The 17,159-nt window shown below is 68.2% G+C and carries 16 protein-coding genes; 9 read left to right on the top strand and 7 right to left on the bottom strand.

What is annotated here, in order from left to right; translation table 11 throughout:
- Positions 1–8: 8 nt before the first annotated feature.
- From ACEN9N_RS09550 to mltG, 4 genes are read right to left on the bottom strand one after another with little or no spacing between them, the layout of a single operon-like run.
- Positions 9–389: a PilZ domain-containing protein gene (locus ACEN9N_RS09550; RefSeq protein ID WP_007827708.1), complete on the bottom strand. Its 381-nt coding sequence runs from the start codon at positions 387–389 to the stop codon at positions 9–11.
- A complete protein-coding gene (locus ACEN9N_RS09545) occupies positions 386–1,399 on the bottom strand; it encodes a DNA polymerase III delta subunit-related protein (RefSeq protein ID WP_413332650.1) in 1,014 nt (337 codons plus the stop codon). Before ACEN9N_RS09545 ends, ACEN9N_RS09550 begins: the two co-directional genes overlap by 4 nt.
- Positions 1,396–2,052: a dTMP kinase gene (gene tmk / locus ACEN9N_RS09540; protein WP_413311946.1), complete on the bottom strand. Its 657-nt coding sequence runs from the start codon at positions 2,050–2,052 to the stop codon at positions 1,396–1,398. The genes ACEN9N_RS09545 and tmk overlap by 4 nt, the downstream gene beginning before the upstream one ends.
- A complete protein-coding gene (gene mltG / locus ACEN9N_RS09535; protein ID WP_495655932.1) occupies positions 2,049–3,074 on the bottom strand; it encodes an endolytic transglycosylase MltG in 1,026 nt (341 codons plus the stop codon). Before mltG ends, tmk begins: the two co-directional genes overlap by 4 nt.
- Positions 3,075–3,187: 113 nt before the next feature.
- Here mltG and ygfZ point away from each other — a divergent pair, with 113 nt between their 5' ends.
- Positions 3,188–4,114: a CAF17-like 4Fe-4S cluster assembly/insertion protein YgfZ gene (gene ygfZ / locus ACEN9N_RS09530; protein WP_495655931.1), complete on the top strand. Its 927-nt coding sequence runs from the start codon at positions 3,188–3,190 to the stop codon at positions 4,112–4,114.
- 148 nt (positions 4,115–4,262) lie between these two features.
- Entirely contained in the window at positions 4,263–5,171 is a 909-nt protein-coding gene (locus ACEN9N_RS09525; protein ID WP_495655930.1) for a hypothetical protein, read from the top strand.
- Here the strand turns inward: ACEN9N_RS09525 and ACEN9N_RS09520 are convergent.
- Entirely contained in the window at positions 5,165–6,052 is an 888-nt protein-coding gene (locus tag ACEN9N_RS09520) for a YbgC/FadM family acyl-CoA thioesterase (protein ID WP_495655929.1), read from the bottom strand. The two genes, ACEN9N_RS09525 and ACEN9N_RS09520, sit on opposite strands and share 7 nt — an antisense overlap.
- Positions 6,049–6,963 carry an alpha/beta hydrolase gene (locus tag ACEN9N_RS09515; protein ID WP_413312006.1) on the bottom strand — a complete coding sequence of 305 codons (915 nt, stop codon included), beginning with the start codon at positions 6,961–6,963 and terminating at the stop codon, positions 6,049–6,051. The genes ACEN9N_RS09520 and ACEN9N_RS09515 overlap by 4 nt, the downstream gene beginning before the upstream one ends.
- 134 nt (positions 6,964–7,097) lie before the next feature.
- On the opposite strand from ACEN9N_RS09515, the gene gbd reads away from it, so the two are divergent.
- The 7 genes from gbd to ACEN9N_RS09480 all read left to right on the top strand — a co-directional run bounded on the left by gbd (position 7,098) and on the right by ACEN9N_RS09480 (position 16,095).
- The gene (gene gbd, locus ACEN9N_RS09510) at positions 7,098–8,234 is read left to right on the top strand and encodes a 4-hydroxybutyrate dehydrogenase (RefSeq protein ID WP_495655928.1); all 1,137 of its coding nucleotides are present in this window, start codon (positions 7,098–7,100) and stop codon (positions 8,232–8,234) included.
- Positions 8,235–8,374: 140 nt separating this feature from the next.
- Complete coding sequence (locus ACEN9N_RS09505) at positions 8,375–10,717, top strand: type VI secretion system Vgr family protein (protein ID WP_495655927.1); 2,343 nt, start codon at positions 8,375–8,377, stop codon at positions 10,715–10,717.
- 8 nt (positions 10,718–10,725) lie between these two features.
- Positions 10,726–11,163, top strand: a complete 438-nt coding sequence (locus ACEN9N_RS09500; protein WP_007827692.1) for a hypothetical protein — start codon at positions 10,726–10,728, stop codon at positions 11,161–11,163.
- A gap of 24 nt (positions 11,164–11,187) precedes the next feature.
- Positions 11,188–13,827, top strand: coding sequence for a DUF2169 family type VI secretion system accessory protein (locus tag ACEN9N_RS09495; RefSeq protein WP_495655926.1), 2,640 nt, complete (start codon positions 11,188–11,190; stop codon positions 13,825–13,827).
- Entirely contained in the window at positions 13,824–14,942 is a 1,119-nt protein-coding gene (locus ACEN9N_RS09490) for a pentapeptide repeat-containing protein (protein ID WP_495655925.1), read from the top strand. Before ACEN9N_RS09495 ends, ACEN9N_RS09490 begins: the two co-directional genes overlap by 4 nt.
- Before the next feature lie 2 nt (positions 14,943–14,944).
- Positions 14,945–15,685, top strand: coding sequence for a DUF3540 domain-containing protein (locus ACEN9N_RS09485; RefSeq protein ID WP_193386523.1), 741 nt, complete (start codon positions 14,945–14,947; stop codon positions 15,683–15,685).
- A 23-nt stretch (positions 15,686–15,708) separates the two neighbouring features.
- Positions 15,709–16,095 carry a DUF4150 domain-containing protein gene (locus tag ACEN9N_RS09480; RefSeq protein WP_413311963.1) on the top strand — a complete coding sequence of 129 codons (387 nt, stop codon included), beginning with the start codon at positions 15,709–15,711 and terminating at the stop codon, positions 16,093–16,095.
- 17 nt (positions 16,096–16,112) lie between these two features.
- Here the strand turns inward: ACEN9N_RS09480 and ACEN9N_RS09475 are convergent, their stop codons facing one another.
- Positions 16,113–17,093 (bottom strand): tripartite tricarboxylate transporter substrate binding protein, encoded by a 981-nt coding sequence (locus ACEN9N_RS09475; protein ID WP_495655924.1) that lies wholly within the window; start codon positions 17,091–17,093, stop codon positions 16,113–16,115.
- Positions 17,094–17,159 lie beyond the last annotated feature (66 nt).

Below are 17,159 nucleotides of genomic sequence, written 5' to 3'. Positions count from 1 at the left end.
CGGAAAACTCAGATGGTTTGCGTGGGACGGTCGGAGGCCATCGAACCGCCCAGCGCAGCCTCGATGCGTGCCTTGAGCTGGCGCGATTTTTCGTCGGACGGAAACCGGATGCCCACGCCCGGTGCCCGGTTGCCTGCCGCACGCGATGGCGTGATCCAGGCGACCTTGCCTGCCACCGGATAGCGCTGCGGGTCTTCGGGCAGCGTCAGCAGCACATAGACATCGTCGCCGAGCCGGTATTCGCGCGTGGTCGGAATGAAGATGCCGCCTTCTGCGAACAAAGGGATGTAAGCCGCGTACAACGCGCCCTTTTCCTTGATGGCGAGTTGGATGACGCTCGGCCGGGCGGGCGTGGCGTTGGGAACGGCGGAGGCGACAGGTTGGTTCATGGGCGACGAGCGGCAGAGTTTAGGGTGGTTCGCGCTTCGCTCACAAGCGCTTCAAGCATGAGACCCGCATTGAACGGGTGTTCCGCGGTTCTCGCGGCACTTGCCAACGACTTCGACCAGCGCGCCAGCGCCAACCGCGACGGCGCGGCGGGCAGGTCGGCAGCATCGAAGAACCGGGGTGCGGCGCCGTTGCCGACAGCCATCAGGTCGTGGCAAAGCTTCTGCAGCGCACCGACGGCCTGCGCCGGTGCGTGATCGGCCAGCGCACCCACGTCGCCACGCGTCATGGCCTTGGGAAGCAAGGACCAGGCCTTGGGCGACTGACCCGAGCGCGCGAGCCGCAAGGCGTCGCTCGGCCGGCCGCCGGCGGCGCGCAGCAATGCGGCCGCATCGGCGGCGGGCACGTCCTGCGCGGCCAGCCAGGCTTCGGCCTCGGCGGTTTCAGGCCAGGGCAGCGTGAAGCCCAGGCAGCGGCTGCGGATGGTCGGCAGCAGTTGCCACGCGGCCTCGCTGGCGAGCACGAAGCGCACGTCGCCAACGGGCTCTTCGAGCGTCTTGAGCAGCGCATTGGCGGTGATGGTGTTCATGCGCTCGGCCGGATACACCAGCACCACCTTGCCACGGCCGCGCGCGCTGGTTCGCTGCGCGAAACCGACCGCATCGCGCATTGCCTCGACGCGGATCTCGCGGCTGGCCTTGCGTTTCTTGTCGTCGATGTCGGCCTGCGCCTTCTCGTCGAGCGGCCAGTTCAGTTCCTGCATGGCGACTTCGGGCATCAGCACGCACAGGTCGGCATGGGTGCGAACCTCGATGGCATGGCAGCTGGCGCAGTGGCCGCAGGCCGTGCCCTCCGGCGTCGGCTGCTCGCACAGCCATGCGGACGCGAGCGCCAGCGCCAGTTCGTACTGGCCGATGCCGGAGGGACCTTGAAGCAGCCAGGCATGGCCGCGCTGGCGCAGCAACTCCGTGAGCGGCTGGCGCAGCCAGGGGGACAGGGCCGGCACGCTCATCGGGCGGATCCTCGGTTCAGCACGCCACGCGCCACCAATGCCGTTTCGACCTGCTGCCACACCTGGTCGCGGGCCTGGCTGGCATCGATGCGCACGAAGCGGTTCGCATCAGCGGCCGCGCGGGCCGCGTAGCCCTGGGCGACGCGGCTGAAGAATTCGACGGGCTGGGCTTCGAACTTGTCGGGCACGCGGGCGCCGGCCAATCGCTGCGCCGCGATCCCGGGCGCCAGGTCGAACCACAGCGTGATGTGCGGCTGAAGTGGCGCCGCCCTGCCCGCCTCCGCCTGCACCCATTGTTCGAGCGTCGACAGCACGGCTTCATCGAAGCCCCGCCCCGCGCCCTGGTAGGCAAAGGTCGCGTCGGTGAACCGGTCGCACAGCACCACGTCGCCGCGCGCCAGCGCCGGCTCGATGACCTGCGCGATGTGGTCGCGCCGTGCCGCGAACACCAGCAGCGATTCGGTCAGCGGGTCCATCGGCTGATCGAGGATCAACTCGCGCAGCGTCTCGGCCAGCGGCGTACCACCGGGCTCGCGCGTGCGCACGACCTCGCGGCCCTGCGCCCTGAACAGGGCTTCCAGCGCATCGAGGTGGCTCGACTTGCCCGCCCCGTCGATGCCTTCGAGCGTCAGAAACAGACCGTTGTCACTCATTGGGTCGCCTTCGGTTTGGAATCGCTGCCGCCGCCGCGCTGATAGCGGTTGACCGCGCGGTTGTGGTCGTCGAGCGAACTGCTGAATTGGCTTGTGCCGTCGCCGCGCGAGACGAAGTACAGCGACTTGCTCTGCGCCGGCTGCACCGCAGCCAGCAGCGCTGCCTTGCCGGGCATGGAAATCGGCGTCGGCGGCAACCCGCCGCGCGTATACGTGTTCCAGGGCGTGTCGGTCAGCAGGTCTTTCTTGCGCAGGTTGCCGTCGAAGGCGGTGCCCATGCCGTAGATCACCGTCGGGTCGGTCTGCAGCGGCATGCCGATGCGCAGGCGATTGGTGAAGACAGCCGCGATTTCCGAGCGGTCTTTGGCCTTGCCTGTCTCCTTTTCGACAATGCTGGCCAAAATAAGAGCCTCATCGGCCGATTTCAACGGCAGATCGGAAGCGCGGGCGGCCCAGGCGGCTTCGAGCTTCTTGTCCATGGCCCGCATCGCGCGCTGCATCAGGGCGATGTCGGTCGAGCCTTTCGAGTAGGTGTAGGTGTCCGGAAAGAAACGCCCTTCCGGATGCAGGCCCGGCTTGCCCAGCCTGGCCATCAGCGCCTCGTCGCTCAGGCCCACGCTGTCTGGCTTGAGCTGGTCGGCCTTGGCGAGCGCGGCGCGCACCTGGCGGATGTTCCAGCCCTCGACCAGCACCAGGCTGCGCGTGGCTTCCTCGCCGCGCACCAGAATGTTGAGCAGCAGCTTGGGCGAGACGCCGCGTTCCAGCTCGTAGCTGCCGGCGCGCATCTGGCGGTCTTGTCCCGAGATGCGGAACCACAGGTAGAGCAGCTGCGGCTGCACGTCGACGCCCGTGTCGGCCACGGCTTGTGCGATGCCGCGCGGCGTGGTGCCGGGCTCGACAGACAGGTCGACGCTGGGCGCCGGCAGCTTGAGCGGCTGGTGCACCCACCAGAAACCGGCGCCGCCGAGCGCGAGCGCGATCAGGGCAGCGAGCAGGAAAAGCGTAAGGAAGAAGCTGCGCACGGATCCGATATGGGGAAGACGGAAAAAGCCGGAGAAAACCGATGGATTCGCAGGCTGCAGGGAAGGAGCCCCTGCCGCCCCGAAGGAACAGGCCCGGCCATGATAATTCAGCGATGACCACAGTCGTTCTCAATGGCGTGACCGCCCTCTCCCACCTCGGTGTGATCCGTGCCGAGGGCCCGGACGCCGCCAGCTTCCTGCACGGCCAGCTCACCCAGGACTTCTCGCTGCTCGGGGCCTCCGACGCCCGGCTGGCTGCGCTGTGCACCGCCAAGGGCCGTGTGATCGCGAGTTTCATCGGCATCAAGCCGCAACCGGAGCTGATCCTGCTGGTGTGCAGCCGCGACATCCTGGCCGCGACGCTCAAGCGCCTGTCGATGTTCGTGCTGCGCGCCAAGGCCAAGTTGACCGACGCCACCGAGCAGTTTGCGCTGTATGGCCTGGCTGGCACCGCCCTGGCCGGCAACGGCCTCGACGCCGCCGCTTCGCCCGGCAAGCGCACGGCCGTCGGCGAAGACGCCAGCGCCGTGTCGCTGTATCCGGCCGACGGCGTGCCGCGTGCGCTCTGGATCGCGCCGGCCGGCCACGCCGCACCCACGGGCCCCGCGCTAGATGCCGCCCTGTGGCAATGGAGCGAGGTGCGCAGCGGCATCGTGACGCTGACCACGCCGATCGTCGACGCCTTCGTGCCGCAGATGATCAACTACGAATCGGTCGGTGGTGTGAACTTCAAGAAAGGCTGCTACCCCGGCCAGGAAGTGGTCGCGCGCAGCCAGTTCCGCGGCACGCTGAAGCGGCGCACCTACCTCGTGCAGGCCGATGCGCCCGTCTCCACCGGACAGGAGGTGTTCGCGGCCGCCGATGCCGAGCAGCCCGTGGGCATCGTGGCGCAGGCCGCGCCGGCGCCCGGCGGCGGCTGGTCCGCGCTGGTCTCGATGCAGATCGCGGCGCTCGAGGCCGGTGGCCTGCACGCGGGCGCGGCCGACGGCCCGGCACTCACGGTCGATCCGCTGCCCTACCCCCTGCTCGAGGACATCTGAGTCTCCCATTCCCCCAACGCCCTTGAAGAAAAGGGGCGTTCGGCGCTATCGAACAGATGGCGCCATTTTTTTTGCGCGTCGTTTAACCCTGCCGCCGATGCTGCGCCGTAGAAGCCTGCACCGATCAACTCCCGGCAAGGAAGACACCATGAAGCGCAGACTCTTTTCCACCGCCCTGGCCCTGAGCGCCGCGGCCTCCTTCTCGGCCTGCGCGCAGAGCCCGGAGCGGCCTTACGCCCCGCCCACGCCGCCCAGCCGCATCGGCTCGCTGATGCAGATCAGCGTGGTCGACCGCGGCACCGGCACCGAACTGCCGATCTACCGCCACCGCGGCGAATACTGGGTGGCCGGCCGCCCCGGAGCGCGCTACGCCATCCGGGCGCGCAACGCGACGGGCGAACGCATCATGGCCGTGATGTCGGTGGACGGCGTCAACATCGTCACCGGCGAAACGGCCGGCGTCGGGCAGAACGGCTATGTGTTCAGCGGCAGCGAGCGCAGCGACATCACCGGCTGGCGCAAGAGCGATTCGCAGATCGCGGCCTTCGAGTTCGCCGCGGCCGGCAACTCCTATGCGAGCCGCACGGGCCGCCCGGAAGATGTTGGCGTGATCGGCGTCGCGATGTTCCGCGAGCGCATGCCCGAGCCGCCCCCGCCGCCGGTCACGCCTTTTCCGTACCGCGACGAACGCGGCGAGCGCGAGCGCCGAAGCGACTCGTCGTCCCTGGGCGATGCGCGCGCGAAGGCCGGTTCGGCCGACGGTGCCGCTGCAGCAGCGGAGTCCCCCGCGGGCAGCCTGCGCCAGCCCGCGCCCAGCCCGAGCCTGGGCACCGCGCACGGCCGCCGCGAAACCTCGTATGTCGGCAAGACCACCTTCGAGCGCGCACAGCCGTCGCCCGACGAAGTGGTCCGCATCCGCTACGACAGCCGCGAGAACCTCGTTGCCGCGGGCGTGATCCCGGTGCAGCCCGCGCCGCGCTGGCCGCGTCCGGCCGGTCCGTCGCCATTCCCGGGTTCCGACCCAGGCTACGTGCCGGACCCGCCCGCGCGCTATTGAGAAGAAGGAAGAAGGGACCGGCGCATCTCGATGTGCGGGATGCCGGCCTCCTCGAAGCCGTCGCCGTGCGGCACATAGCCCAGCCGCGCATAGAAACGCTCGGCGCTGCGCTGCGCATTCAGCGCCACCACGCTGTCGCCGCGCGCCCTGGCGGCGTCTTCGAGCACCTGCATCACCGCAGCGCCGTGCCCGCCGCTGCGCAGGTTGCGGTGCACCGCCATGCGGCCGATGTGCGAGACGCCGTTCTCGGCCGCCAGCAACCGCCCTGTGGCGATGACCTGCCCGATGCGGTTGCGCGCCACCGCGTGCAGCACCACGGCGTCCTGCGCGTCCCATTCCATCGCTTCGGGAATGTTCTGCTCCTCGATGAACACCGCGCGCCGCAGGGCGCCAGCGCCTTCGCCCAGGGTGGCCCAGTCGCCGGTCTCGACGGTGCTCATCGTCTCGCCGGCCTCGTAGCCGGTCAGCACTTCTCGCAGTACAGCAGGCACCGGCTTCGAAGTCTGCGTCGCCGGGTCGGCGAACACATAGACCAGCTCGCAGCCGACCAGGAACTGGTCCTGCCGGAACAGCCCGCCCTCGAACACCATCGACGAATTGCCGATGCGCGCGCAGCGCACGCCCATGTCCAGCATGTCGTCCATGCGCGCCGAGGCGCGGAAGTCGATGGTGGCCTTGCGCACGTAGAGGTCGCCGCCCAGCGCATGCATCGCCTCTTCGTACGGCAGCGCCAAGGCGCGCCAGTAGTCCGAGATGGCGGTGTCGAAATACATCAGGTAGTGCGCGTTGAAGACGATCTTCTGCATGTCGACTTCGGCCCAGCGTACGCGCAGGCGGTGGAAGAAGCGGAAATTGCTGCGTTGGGTGGCTGCTTCGCTCATGGTGCCAGTGCTTCCTTGAGTGCGCGGGCCGCGTCCTCCTGCGCCTGCAGCGCCTCGGGAATCGCCCGTCCCATCTTGACGAATTCGTGGATCACGCCGCGGTAGATCTCCAGGTCGACCGGCACGCCCGCGGCGCGCAGCTTGTCGGCGTAGGCGATACCTTCATCGACCACCGGATCGCATTCGGCCAGGCCGATCCAGGCCGGCGCCACGCCCTCGACGTCGTCGGCCAGCAGCGGCGCAAAGCGCCAGTCGTCGCGGTCGGCCGGCGTGCGGACGTACTGAGCGAAGAAGAAATCGATCATCGACTTGGTCAAAAGCGGACCGTCGACGTGACGCAGATGCGAGGCCGTGTCCTGGTGCGCGGTGGTTCCGGGGTAGATCAGCATCTGCAGCGCAAGCGGCAGGCCCGCGTCACGCGCAAGGATCGCGCAGACGGCCGCCAGCGTGCCACCGGCACTGTCGCCGCCCACCGCCAGGCGCCGCGGATCGACACCGACGCGCCCGCCTTCGCGGGCCAGGAAGGCGAAGGCGTCCCATGCGTCGTTGGACGCGGTGGGAAACTTGTACGCCGGCGCCAGGCGATAGTCGACCGACACCACGGCGCAGCCGCTCCTGAGGCTCAGCACGCGGCACAGCGTGTCGTGCGTGCGGATGTTGCCGACGGTGAAGCCGCCACCATGAAAGTACATCAGCGCGGGCAGCGCGTCGACGGACGGCGCATACAGCCGCGCCGGAATCGCATGCCCGTCGCGGGCCTCGATGCTGAAGTCTTCGACCCGCGCCAGTTCGGGCTTGGGCACTTCGAGCACGCCGGCGCCCTTTTCGTAGGAGGCCTTGGCCTCCTCGGGCGTGAGCCGGTCGAGCGGGGGGTGGCCGGCACGGGCCATGCGCTCCACCACGCTGGCCATCTTCGGGGTAAGCCGCGTGGCCGGCGGTGTTCCGGTCGCGACAACGGCAAGGGTTTCTTTCGTGTGCAAGACTGATCGCTCTTGTTAGATTTGGCTGGTCGGCAATCGTACTGCCCCAGGGCATATCCACATTCATGGCACTCATCCAATACCTCACCCAGATCCAGTTCGAATTCGGCGCAATCAAGCTGTTGTCCAGCGAATGCGCGCGCATCGGCATCAACCGCCCGCTGATCGTGACCGACGCCGGCGTGCGCGCGGCTGGCGTGTTGCAGAAGGCGCTCGATGCCATTTCCGACCTCGAGGTCTCGGTGTTCGACCAGACGCCCTCCAACCCCACCGAAGCCGCGGTGCGCGCAGCCGTCGAGCTGTACCGCAGCGGCCGCTGCGACGGGCTCATCGCAGTGGGCGGCGGCTCGGCCATCGACTGCGCCAAGGGCGTGGCCATCGCGGCCACGCACGAAGGCCCGCTCAAGACCTACGCCACCATCGAAGGCGGCTCGCCCAAGATCACCGAGCGCGCAGTGCCGCTGATTGCGGTGCCCACCACCAGCGGCACGGGCAGCGAGGTGGCACGCGGCGCCATCGTCATCGTCGACGACCACCGCAAGCTCGGCTTTCACAGCTGGTTCCTGATGCCCAAGGCCGCCATCTGCGACCCCGAGCTCACGCTCGGCCTGCCGCCCAGGCTCACGGCCGCCACCGGCATGGACGCCATCGCGCATTGCATGGAGACCTTCATGTCGGCCGCGTTCAACCCGCCCGCAGATGGCATCGGCCTCGACGGGCTGGAGCGCGCCTGGGGCCACATCGAACGCGCAACAAAGGACGGCAGCGACCGCGAGGCGCGCCTGAACCTGATGAGCGCATCGATGCAGGGCGCCATGGCCTTCCAGAAGGGCCTGGGCTGCGTGCATTCGCTGAGCCACAGCCTGGGCGGCGTCGATCCACGCCTGCACCACGGCACGCTCAACGCCCTCTTCTTGCCCGCGGTGATCCACTTCAACTCGGGCGCCGAATCGGTGCAGAAGGAGCAGCGCCTTCAGCGCATGGCGCAGGCCATGCACCTCGATTCGGCCGGCGATCTCGGCGACGCCATCCGCGACATGAACGCGCGCCTCGGGCTGCCCAAGGGCCTGGCCGAGGTGGGCGTGACACCCGCGATGTTCGAGCAGATCATCGACGGCGCCATGGCCGACCACTGCCACAAGACCAACCCGCGCCTGGCCACACGCGACGACTACAAGGCCATGCTCGAAGCCTCGATGTAAGGGCTTCTTCTACGCCTGTTTTCAGAGGGGAAAGCGGCCCGTGCCGCCCCTGCGCGTCATGTATATGACATAAGGAATTTCTAGACTGCCCATCGAAGGTTTCGCATCCGCAGAAGCCCCATGGGTCAGGGAAATTCCGAATGCCGCGTACTGTCCAAGTCCACACCGTCCTGAGCGCCGAGCAGCTCAAGTTCCGCGCCATGCGGGGACGGGAGGGGCTCTCGCAACTCTTCGAGTTCGAGGTGGACATGGTCAGCACCAGCTTCAGCCTCGACCTGAAGCAACTGCTCGGCACCTCGCTCACGCTGGAGCTGGCCGACGAAGGCGCGCCGCGCTTTCTCAACGGCACGGTGGTGCGCTTCGAGCTTGTAGGCCGCGCCAACGAAACCGGCCGCCACTACATCTACCGTGCGCTGGTGCAGCCGTGGCTGTGGTACCTCACGCGCACCACCGACTGCCGCATCTTCCAGAACAAGAGCGTGCCCGAGGTGCTCGACGAAGTGCTGGGCAAGTACGGCTTCCAGTTCGACAAGCGCCTCACGGGCAGCTACCCCGCCATGGAGTACTGCGTGCAGTACCAGGAAAGCGACTTCGCCTTCGTGAGCCGCCTCATGGAGCACGAAGGCATCGCTTATCACTTCGAGCACGGCAACGGCTCGCACCTGCTGGTGCTGGCCGACGATACCGGCAGCTACAAGCCGCTGCCCGGCCACGCCAGCATCGCCTACCGCCCGCGCGACCGCGTGCTCAATGCGCTGGAGCCCTGCATCGACCAGTGGCGCGTGGCCGAGCAGATCACCTCGGGCCGCGTGATGCTCGACGACTTCGACTTCAAGAAGTCGCGCGCCTCGCTGCAGAGCGTGCAGCAAGACCCCAAAGCCCACGAGCATTCGACCTACGAGGTCTACGAATGGCTGGGCGGCTACAGCGAGCACCAGCAGGGCGATGCCTACGCCAAGGTCCGCCTGCAGGAGCTGCAGTGCGCGCACGAGCTGGCTTCGGGCCACACCAACGTCGTCGGCATGGCGCCGGGCTACCTGTTCGAGATGACGCACTGCCCGCGCGAATCGGACAACCGCGAATACCTCGTCACCGAGACCCGCTACAACCTGCAGGAGCCCGAGTACTCCACCGGCGGCAGCAGCGAATCGGTGTGCGAGTTCGACTTCACCGTGCTGCCCTCCTCCGTGGCCTACCGCCCCGCCCGCACCACGCCGCGCCCGCGCACCAACGGCCCGCAGACCGCCACGGTGGTCGGTCCCGAGGAGATCTGGACCGACCGCTTCGGCCGCGTGAAGCTGCAGTTCCGCTGGGACCGATATGGCCAGTCGGACGAGAACAGCTCGTGCTGGGTGCGCGTGTCCAGCAACTGGGCCGGCGCCAACTACGGCACCATGCACATGCCGCGCGTGGGCCAGGAAGTGATCGTCGATTTCATCGGTGGCGAGCCCGACCGTCCCATCATCACCGGCCGCGTCTACAACAGCGACCAGATGCCGCCATGGGAGCTGCCCGCCAACGCCACGGCCAGCGGCATCCTCACGCGCTCCAGCGCGGGCGGTGCGGCCAACCAGGCCAACATGCTGCGCTTCGAGGACCGCTCGGGCGCCGAGCAGATCCTGCTGCACGCCGAGCGCAACCTCGACGTGGAGGTGGAGGCCGACGAGACGCACACCACCGGCGGCACCCGCACCACCCTGATCAAGGGCTACGAGTCGGCCACCTACCAGAGCGGCGAGACGCGCGACATCACCGCGGGCGCCAAGGAAACCATCAGCGGTGGCGACACCCGCAGCGTGACCGGTGGCTTCACCGAAACAGTGACCGGCGGCGTGACGCAGACCATCTCCGGCGGCAAGACGCGTTCGATCGGCGGCGGGCTGAACGACACCATCACGGGCGGCGTCAAGCTGGCGATCAGCGGCGGCTTCAACGGCACCATCGACGGACAGGAAATCCGCTTCGTGAGCGCGGGCCGCCAGGACACCATCAACGCCTCGAACACGGTGCAGGTCAACGGCCCCTCGACCACCACCGTCACCGGCCCCACGGTGCACACCTCGCCGGACGTGACCTTCAACACGACGAACCACATCCACAACACGACGCAGCACGTCATCAACACCAGCGTCTACAACACGACGTCGAACACCTACAACAACCTGACGAACAACTACACCAACAACTCCGTCAGCTACACCAACAACTACGCCAAGAGCAGCGACTGGCGGCTGGCGCGTTCGGGCGGCGTGGGCTTTCGCTTCGGAGCCGTGGGCGCCTCGCTGGACTTCTGGGGCGTGCGGCAACAGTTCTACGGCATCAATTCGCAATACGCCGTGCTCAAGGTGGACTTCCTCACCTTCAAGATCGCGAACAAGGGCACCGACATCACCAAGGAAGCCATACAGGTCGGCAACGCCGCGCTGCGCTTCCTGATGGACGGTCTCGCGACCTATGCGCAGGCCATGCACATCGTCATGTGAAGGACACGATGCCTGTCTGGGAAATTCTTCTCTGGGTTGTCTTCGCCGTCGTCATGACGGCGGTCGTCGTGTTCTCGATCGGCGCAGTGGGCTACATGCGCCGCGAGAGCCGGCTGTATTCGGCTGAACAGAAGCTGTGGCTGTCGCTCGCGCAAACGGGCCAGCCGGCCGACGGCGTGCTTCGCAGCCTGCGCATGCACCCGGGAAACATGACCCGCGGCGGCTCGCGCGGGCAGACCGTTTGCGCCGTGGTGCTCGACGTGGACTACGCCGACACCGCCGGCACGCTGCACACGGCGTCGATCCGCACATTCGTCGAAGACGCGCTGGTGCCCCGGTTCCAGGAACCGCTGAAGATCGTTCATCTGCGCTACGACCCGCGAAACGCCGCCTCGGTCGCGATCGACCGCGAGCGCACGCCGCTGGAGATCCCGCGTGCGTCCTGAGCGGATGCCGCGGATGCGCCGCCGATGAAGACCGTCAAGCCATTGCGGCTGAGCGTCACCACGCGGCCGTTCCTGCGCGGTGGCGAGCAGCGCCTGGCCGTGACCACGCTGTGCATGGCATCGATGGGCGAGCAGCCCGTGCTGACGCCCGAACCCGAGTTCTGGAAAGCGCTGTCCGACGAACTCGGTCCGGCCACCGCCATCGACCTGGGCCTGCCGAAGATCCGCGCCGAGGTGCTTGCCACCGGTTTCGCCTACACCGCGCACCAGGCGGAAAAGACGATGTGCGCCGCACGGCTGCAACTCGGCGGCCTTGCCAAGGACCTGGCCGTCTTTGGTGACCGCTATTGGATTGGCGGCCGTGCCACGCAGCCGCAGCCCTTCGAGTCCATGCGCGTGGACTGGACGCGCGCCTATGGCGGCCCCGCCTTCGCGGACAACCCGCTGGGCCGCGGCCACGGCCTCGAACAAGTTGATGGCCGCGAGGTGCAGCGCCTGCCCAACATCGAAGACCCCTCCCACCGCGTGCACCGGCCCGGCGACCAGCCCGAACCCGCCGGCTTCGGCCCGCTCGACATCGCCTGGCCCCGGCGCATGCGCATGATCGGCAGGCAGTACGACGAGCACTGGCGCGCCCACCTGTTTCCGGGTTTTGCCGAGGACATGGACTGGCAGCTCTTCAATGCCGCGCCGCCCGACCAGCGCCTGGCCGGTGCCCTGGAGATCGCTCCGGGCACCCCCTATGCGGTGTGGAACATGCACCCCGGCGTGCCGATCCAGCGGGGCCGACTGCCCAGCTGGCGCGCCGTCGCCTTCATCGCGCGGCGCCGGTCGCCGGGGCAGATCGAGGACATCGCGCAGCGGCTGACCACCGCGTGGTTCTTCCCGCACCTGGAGCGCGTGGCGCTGGTCTTCCATGGCGAGACCCTCATCGAAGAAGACGACGCCAGCGACGTCACCCACGTGATGCCCGCGCTCGAAACGATCGACGCACCACGCGGCCTCGCGCACTACGAGACCGTGCTGCGCCAGCGCTGCGACCCGGAAAAGGGCGCGCTCTACATGTTCCGAGACGATGAACTGGTGCCGCCAGAGGCCATTGGTCCATGGCTCGAACAGCCCGAAACCACCGAATCAGCGCTGGTGCGCAACATGCGCGAACGCGGCCGGCAAGCCCGCGACGAACTCAAGCAGATGGCGCTCGACGCCGGGCACAAGGCGCGCCATTTCAGGGAGCGCGCTCTTCCCGCGCCCTTCCAGCGCACACCCACCCTGCACGAGTTGCCCGGGTTCGTCGAGCAGGCAGATGCCTATGCCCGCGCGCAGCGCGCGCAAGGCGCTGTCGAGCGTGAGCGCCTTCAGCGCGAAGCCGACGCCAACGCCAGCGAGTCGAGGAAGGTCGGCTTCGACACCGGCAAGCTGGTGCGCGAGCATGACCGCGCCGAGATCAAGGGGCCGCCGCGCGTGGATGGCGCGTCGGTGCTGCGCGGCTTCACGGGCATCGCAGCGGCCACGGGCACCGCGCCCATGCCGCCGGACCAGGTGGAATCGATGCGAAAAATGACAGAGGACGGCGAGCGCGGCCTGCTCGCGCTGTACCGCGGCACTGCCCAGCACCAGTCCAGCGTCGATCCCCTGCCCCCCGAGCGGCTTGCGGCACTTCGTGCCCATGTGGCGTCGGTGCTCGCAGGCAGCCGCGATTTCACCGAGATGGACCTGACCGGCGCCGACCTCTCGGGCCTGGACCTGCGCGGCGCATGCTTTCGCCGCACGCTGCTGGAAAGCGCCGACCTGCGCGGCGCGCAATGCGACAGCGCCGATTTCAGCCAGGCCGTACTGGTGCGTGCGCAACTCTCGGGCGCCCGGTTTCATGACGCGGTGCTGCGCGACACGAACCTCGGAGGTATCGCCTGCGAACAGGCTGACTTCTCGCGCGCCGACCTCGAAGGCGCGAAGCTGGACAAGGTGACGCTTGCCGGCTGCAGCTTCGAGGGCGCGCGCCTGCACCATCTGCACCTGATCGATTCGCGGCTGCGCGGCTGCAACTTCGACAACGCCGACATTGCCTACGCCGGCTTCCTTTCCGACGTGACCATCGAAAGCTGCAGCTTTCGGCGCGCCCGCCTCTACAAGGCCGCCTTCCTGTCGTGCCGCGTGGCGCGGCTCGACTTCACCGGCGCCACGCTCGAAGCCTGCGCATGGACCCACACGCCGTGCGACGAGGGCATGGTGTTCGCGGCGGCCCTGCTGCGAACCACCTGCTTTGCCGGCAGCACCAGCCTGCGCGGCGCCAGCTTCGAGGCGGCCACGCTGGTGCAGTGCAGCCTGCGCGGGATGGCCATGGAAGATGCGCGGCTCACCCGCGCCACGCTCGACACCTGCGACTTTTCTTCCTGCAACCTGAGCGGCGCCGACCTCGCCGAAGTGCAGGCGCCCGACAGCCTCTTCATTCGCGCCGACCTGAGCCGGGCGTCGCTGCGGGGCGCCAACCTGATGACCGCCAACTTCAACAAGGCCCTGCTGCCTAGCGCCGACCTGCGCGAGGCCAACCTGTTTCGTGCCGACATGTCGCAGATCCGCATCGACGGCACCACCGCCACCCAGGGTGCCTACATCGAGCAGACCAAGACCGTGCCGGCCCCGCGCGCGACGCCGATCCGATGAGCCCGCAGGAGCTGGTGCTTCACATCCGCAACGGCAAGCGCGTGGAAGGAGAAGATTTCACCGGCATGCCGCTCGACGGCCTCGACCTTTCGGGCGGCATGTTCAGCGAATGCCGCTTCACGCGGGCCTCGCTCGCCGGCAGCCGGCTGGACGACTCGGTGTTCGAGCGCTGCACCTTCGATGACGCGACGCTGGCGTCGGGGCGGCTGGATGGCGTGTCGCTCCTGCGCTGCAGCCTGCGGGGGGTGGATGCGACCGCCAGCCATTGGCCGCGCACCGTCGTGACCGAGTCCGACCTGCGCGACGCGCGCTGCGCCGGTGCACAGCTGGCGGAAACGGTCTTCTACGGCTGCGAGCTGCACGGCGCCAGCTTCGAGCGCGCCACGCTTACCAAGACGATCTTCAACGACAGCCGCATGGGCAACGCGGACCTGCGCAATGCCTCGCTCACGAGCGCGGTGTTCTTCCGCAGCGACCTGCGCGAGGTCGCGTTCCAAACCGCGCGCTTCCACAACGCCGTGTTTTCCGAGGCCGACCTGCGCGGCCAGTCGTTCGCGGGTCAGGCCTTCGCGATGTGCCAGTTCACGGACGCGCGCATGTCCGGCTGCGTGTTCGAGGACGCGCAGCTCGCGCAATGCAACTTCAAGGGCGCAAGGCTCGACGGCGCGCGCATGGCCCGCGTGCAAGCGCCGCAAACCTTGTTCGTCGAGGCAGACCTGCGCGGCGCCGATTTCCGTGGCGCGGCGCTCGACCAGTCGCTCTGGGCCGACGCCTGGCTCGCGGGAGCCGACTTCTCCGGCGCGAGCCTGGAACAAGGCGTCTTCCTCCGCGCCCGCTGCGAGAACGCGAGCTTCGAGCGCTGCCGGCTCGTCTACGCCGATTTCTCCTGCGCGGACCTGCGCGGCGCGAACTTCGAGAAGGCCCGCTTCGAGCGCACCCAGCTGCACCGGGCCGAGCTGGCCGGCTCGCGCTGGAGCGACCGCATCGGTGTGCTCGACAACGACCCCCACCTGTACGAGGCAGAGCGCATCGCCCGCCAGCGCCTGGCCCGCGCCATCCGCCTCGACCGCGACGCCGAGGGTCGCCTCTCCATCGACGCAAAGGACATCGCATGACGATGAGCGCACGAAGCTCCCATTCCACCGCCCCCCCTGCAGACGTCCACGGCGAAAGCGAACTCGCCCCCCTGCTGCACAAGGCGCCGCCCGCCAAGCGACAGGCCGCCGCGCAGCCCCCGGGCATTTGCATGGCGAAGGTGGTGGCCAGCCATTCGGACGACAGCCACGATGTGGTCCCGACGGGAGAGACCCGGTCGCGGCCCTGTCGCCGCGCCGCCAGCTGCCTGCTGGTGCCCGCGCCGGGCGACATCGTCATGGTCGCAGGCCCTGACGAAGACGAGCTTTACCTGATCGCCGTTGTCGCACAGGCCGACCAGGGCCATGCGGTGCTCGCGGTGAACGGCGACCTGACCCTGGCGTCGAGGCACGGCGGCATCGCCGTGCGCAGCTCCGGCGCACTCGATCTGCAATCGGACACCGCCGTCGCCACCCGCGCACCCGAATGGAACCTCACGGCCGGGCGCGGCCTGTGCAAGGTCTCGGAGCTCGACTACCAGGGCGCCGAGGTGCGCTTCAGCGCGCTGGTCTCGCGTTTCGTGGGCCGCGCGTGCGAGGTGGTGCTCGACCGCCTTCACCTGCTCACCCGGTCGAGCTTCCGCTTGACCGAGGAAGTCGAACAGGTACGCGCGGGCCAGATCGACATCCAGTCGTCGAGCACCTTGCGCCTGCATGCGAAGAACACGCTCGTCACCAGCAAGGAGCTGGTCAAGATCGACGCCGAGCAGATCCACATGGGCTGATGCCCGGAAAAGGAGCCCCCGCCATGTTTGCCAACTCCCAGATGATGGGCATGGACCTCGCCTTCCCCGATGTCTGCAAGACTCCGCCGGCCGTGCCCATTCCCTACCCCAACTTCGCGCTGGGACCGACCGCCATTCCCAATGCCTGGAACATCCTCTACGGCGGCACGCCGGCGCACAACCTTGCCACGATCACACCGATCACCAATGGCGACAACGCGGGCGTGATGATGGGCGTGGTGTCGCAGACCGTGATGGGTCCTTCGCGACACATCACGGGCGCGTTCACCGTGCTGCTGAAGGGCTCGCCCTGCACGCGCATGACGAGCCTGTCGGTGCAGAACCGCAGCAACATCGTCGGGATGCGGATCGTGCCGAGCCAGTGCAAGGTGCTGGTGCTGGCGGCTTGAGGCCGGGGCCTCCGGAGCTACTCCGCTTTCACCCCCGCCGTGCGGATCACCTTGCCCCACTTCACCGTTTCAGCCGTGATGAAAGCATCGAATTCCTCCGGCGTGCTGCCCGCCGGAATGGTGCCCATCGCATCCAGCTTGGCGCGCGTGTCGTCGCTTTTGATGATGCGCGCCACCTCTTCCGACATGCGCTTGACGATGTCTCGCGGCGTCCCCGCCGGCGCCACCATGCCGGCCCAGGTGCTGCCGGTGAAGCCCGCGAAGCCCTGTTCGATGAAGGTCGGCACCTCGGGAGCCGCCGCCAGGCGCTTGTCGCCCGCCACGCCGATCAGCCGCACCTTGCCGGCCTTGGCCTGGTTGATGAGGCCCGTGGGCGCATCGAAGAAAAGCTGGATCTGCCCGCCCATCAGGTCGGTCAATGCTGGCACCGCGCCCCGGTACGGGATGTGGATCATGTAGGTCTGCGTCAGCGACTTCCACAGCTCCGTGGTCAGGTGCGCGGCCGAGCCATTGCCCGAGGAGCCGAAGCTCACCTTGCCCGGATTGGCGCGCGCATAGTCGATGAGCTCGCGCGCCGTCTTGAACGGCGCATCGACGTTCACGGCAGCCAGCAGCGGCGATACGCCCATCAGCGAAACGCCGGTCAGGTCCTTGCGCGGGTCATACGGCAGCTTGGGGTACAGCGTGGTGTTGGCCGCATAGGCCGCGATGACGACGCCGAAGGTGGTGCCGTCCGGCGCCGCCTTGGCGATCGCATCGACGCCGATCAGGCTGTTGGCGCCCGGCTTGTTGTCGACCAGCACAGGCTGCCCCAGCTTCGTCTGCAGCCCGACCTGCACCAGCCGCGCCATCTGGTCGGTGAAGCCGCCGGGCGTGTACGGCACGATCACGCGGATCGGCTTGGTGGGCCATGCGGTCTGCGCGAAGGACGGCAAGGCGAGGCTTGCGGCGGCGGTGGCGAGCGTGAAGCGGCGGCGGGACAGCGTGGCTTGGGACATGGCGGCGAAGACTCTTTCGTTGCGTCGTTTCGGGAATGGACCGGGCCATTCTCGAAGCGCCATCCG

The sequence above is a fragment of the Variovorax sp. Varisp46 genome, from assembly GCF_059491885.1.
This window is presented reverse-complemented; position numbering and strand designations above follow the sequence as displayed.

Bases quoted from the DNA above. Each gene is read 5' to 3' on its own strand.
- ACEN9N_RS09550 (WP_007827708.1), bottom strand. From the start codon at position 389: ATGAACCAACCTGTCGCCTCCGCCGTTCCCAACGCCACGCCCGCCCGG.
- ACEN9N_RS09545 (WP_413332650.1), bottom strand. From the start codon at position 1,399: ATGAGCGTGCCGGCCCTGTCCCCCTGGCTGCGCCAGCCGCTCACGGAG.
- tmk (WP_413311946.1), bottom strand. From the start codon at position 2,052: ATGAGTGACAACGGTCTGTTTCTGACGCTCGAAGGCATCGACGGGGCG.
- ygfZ (WP_495655931.1), top strand. From the start codon at position 3,188: ATGACCACAGTCGTTCTCAATGGCGTGACCGCCCTCTCCCACCTCGGT.
- ACEN9N_RS09525 (WP_495655930.1), top strand. From the start codon at position 4,263: ATGAAGCGCAGACTCTTTTCCACCGCCCTGGCCCTGAGCGCCGCGGCC.
- ACEN9N_RS09520 (WP_495655929.1), bottom strand. From the start codon at position 6,052: ATGAGCGAAGCAGCCACCCAACGCAGCAATTTCCGCTTCTTCCACCGC.
- ACEN9N_RS09515 (WP_413312006.1), bottom strand. From the start codon at position 6,963: ATGGCCAGCGTGGTGGAGCGCATGGCCCGTGCCGGCCACCCCCCGCTC.
- gbd (WP_495655928.1), top strand. From the start codon at position 7,098: ATGGCACTCATCCAATACCTCACCCAGATCCAGTTCGAATTCGGCGCA.
- ACEN9N_RS09505 (WP_495655927.1), top strand. From the start codon at position 8,375: ATGCCGCGTACTGTCCAAGTCCACACCGTCCTGAGCGCCGAGCAGCTC.
- ACEN9N_RS09500 (WP_007827692.1), top strand. From the start codon at position 10,726: ATGCCTGTCTGGGAAATTCTTCTCTGGGTTGTCTTCGCCGTCGTCATG.
- ACEN9N_RS09495 (WP_495655926.1), top strand. From the start codon at position 11,188: ATGAAGACCGTCAAGCCATTGCGGCTGAGCGTCACCACGCGGCCGTTC.
- ACEN9N_RS09490 (WP_495655925.1), top strand. From the start codon at position 13,824: ATGAGCCCGCAGGAGCTGGTGCTTCACATCCGCAACGGCAAGCGCGTG.
- ACEN9N_RS09485 (WP_193386523.1), top strand. From the start codon at position 14,945: ATGAGCGCACGAAGCTCCCATTCCACCGCCCCCCCTGCAGACGTCCAC.
- ACEN9N_RS09480 (WP_413311963.1), top strand. From the start codon at position 15,709: ATGTTTGCCAACTCCCAGATGATGGGCATGGACCTCGCCTTCCCCGAT.
- ACEN9N_RS09475 (WP_495655924.1), bottom strand. From the start codon at position 17,093: ATGTCCCAAGCCACGCTGTCCCGCCGCCGCTTCACGCTCGCCACCGCC.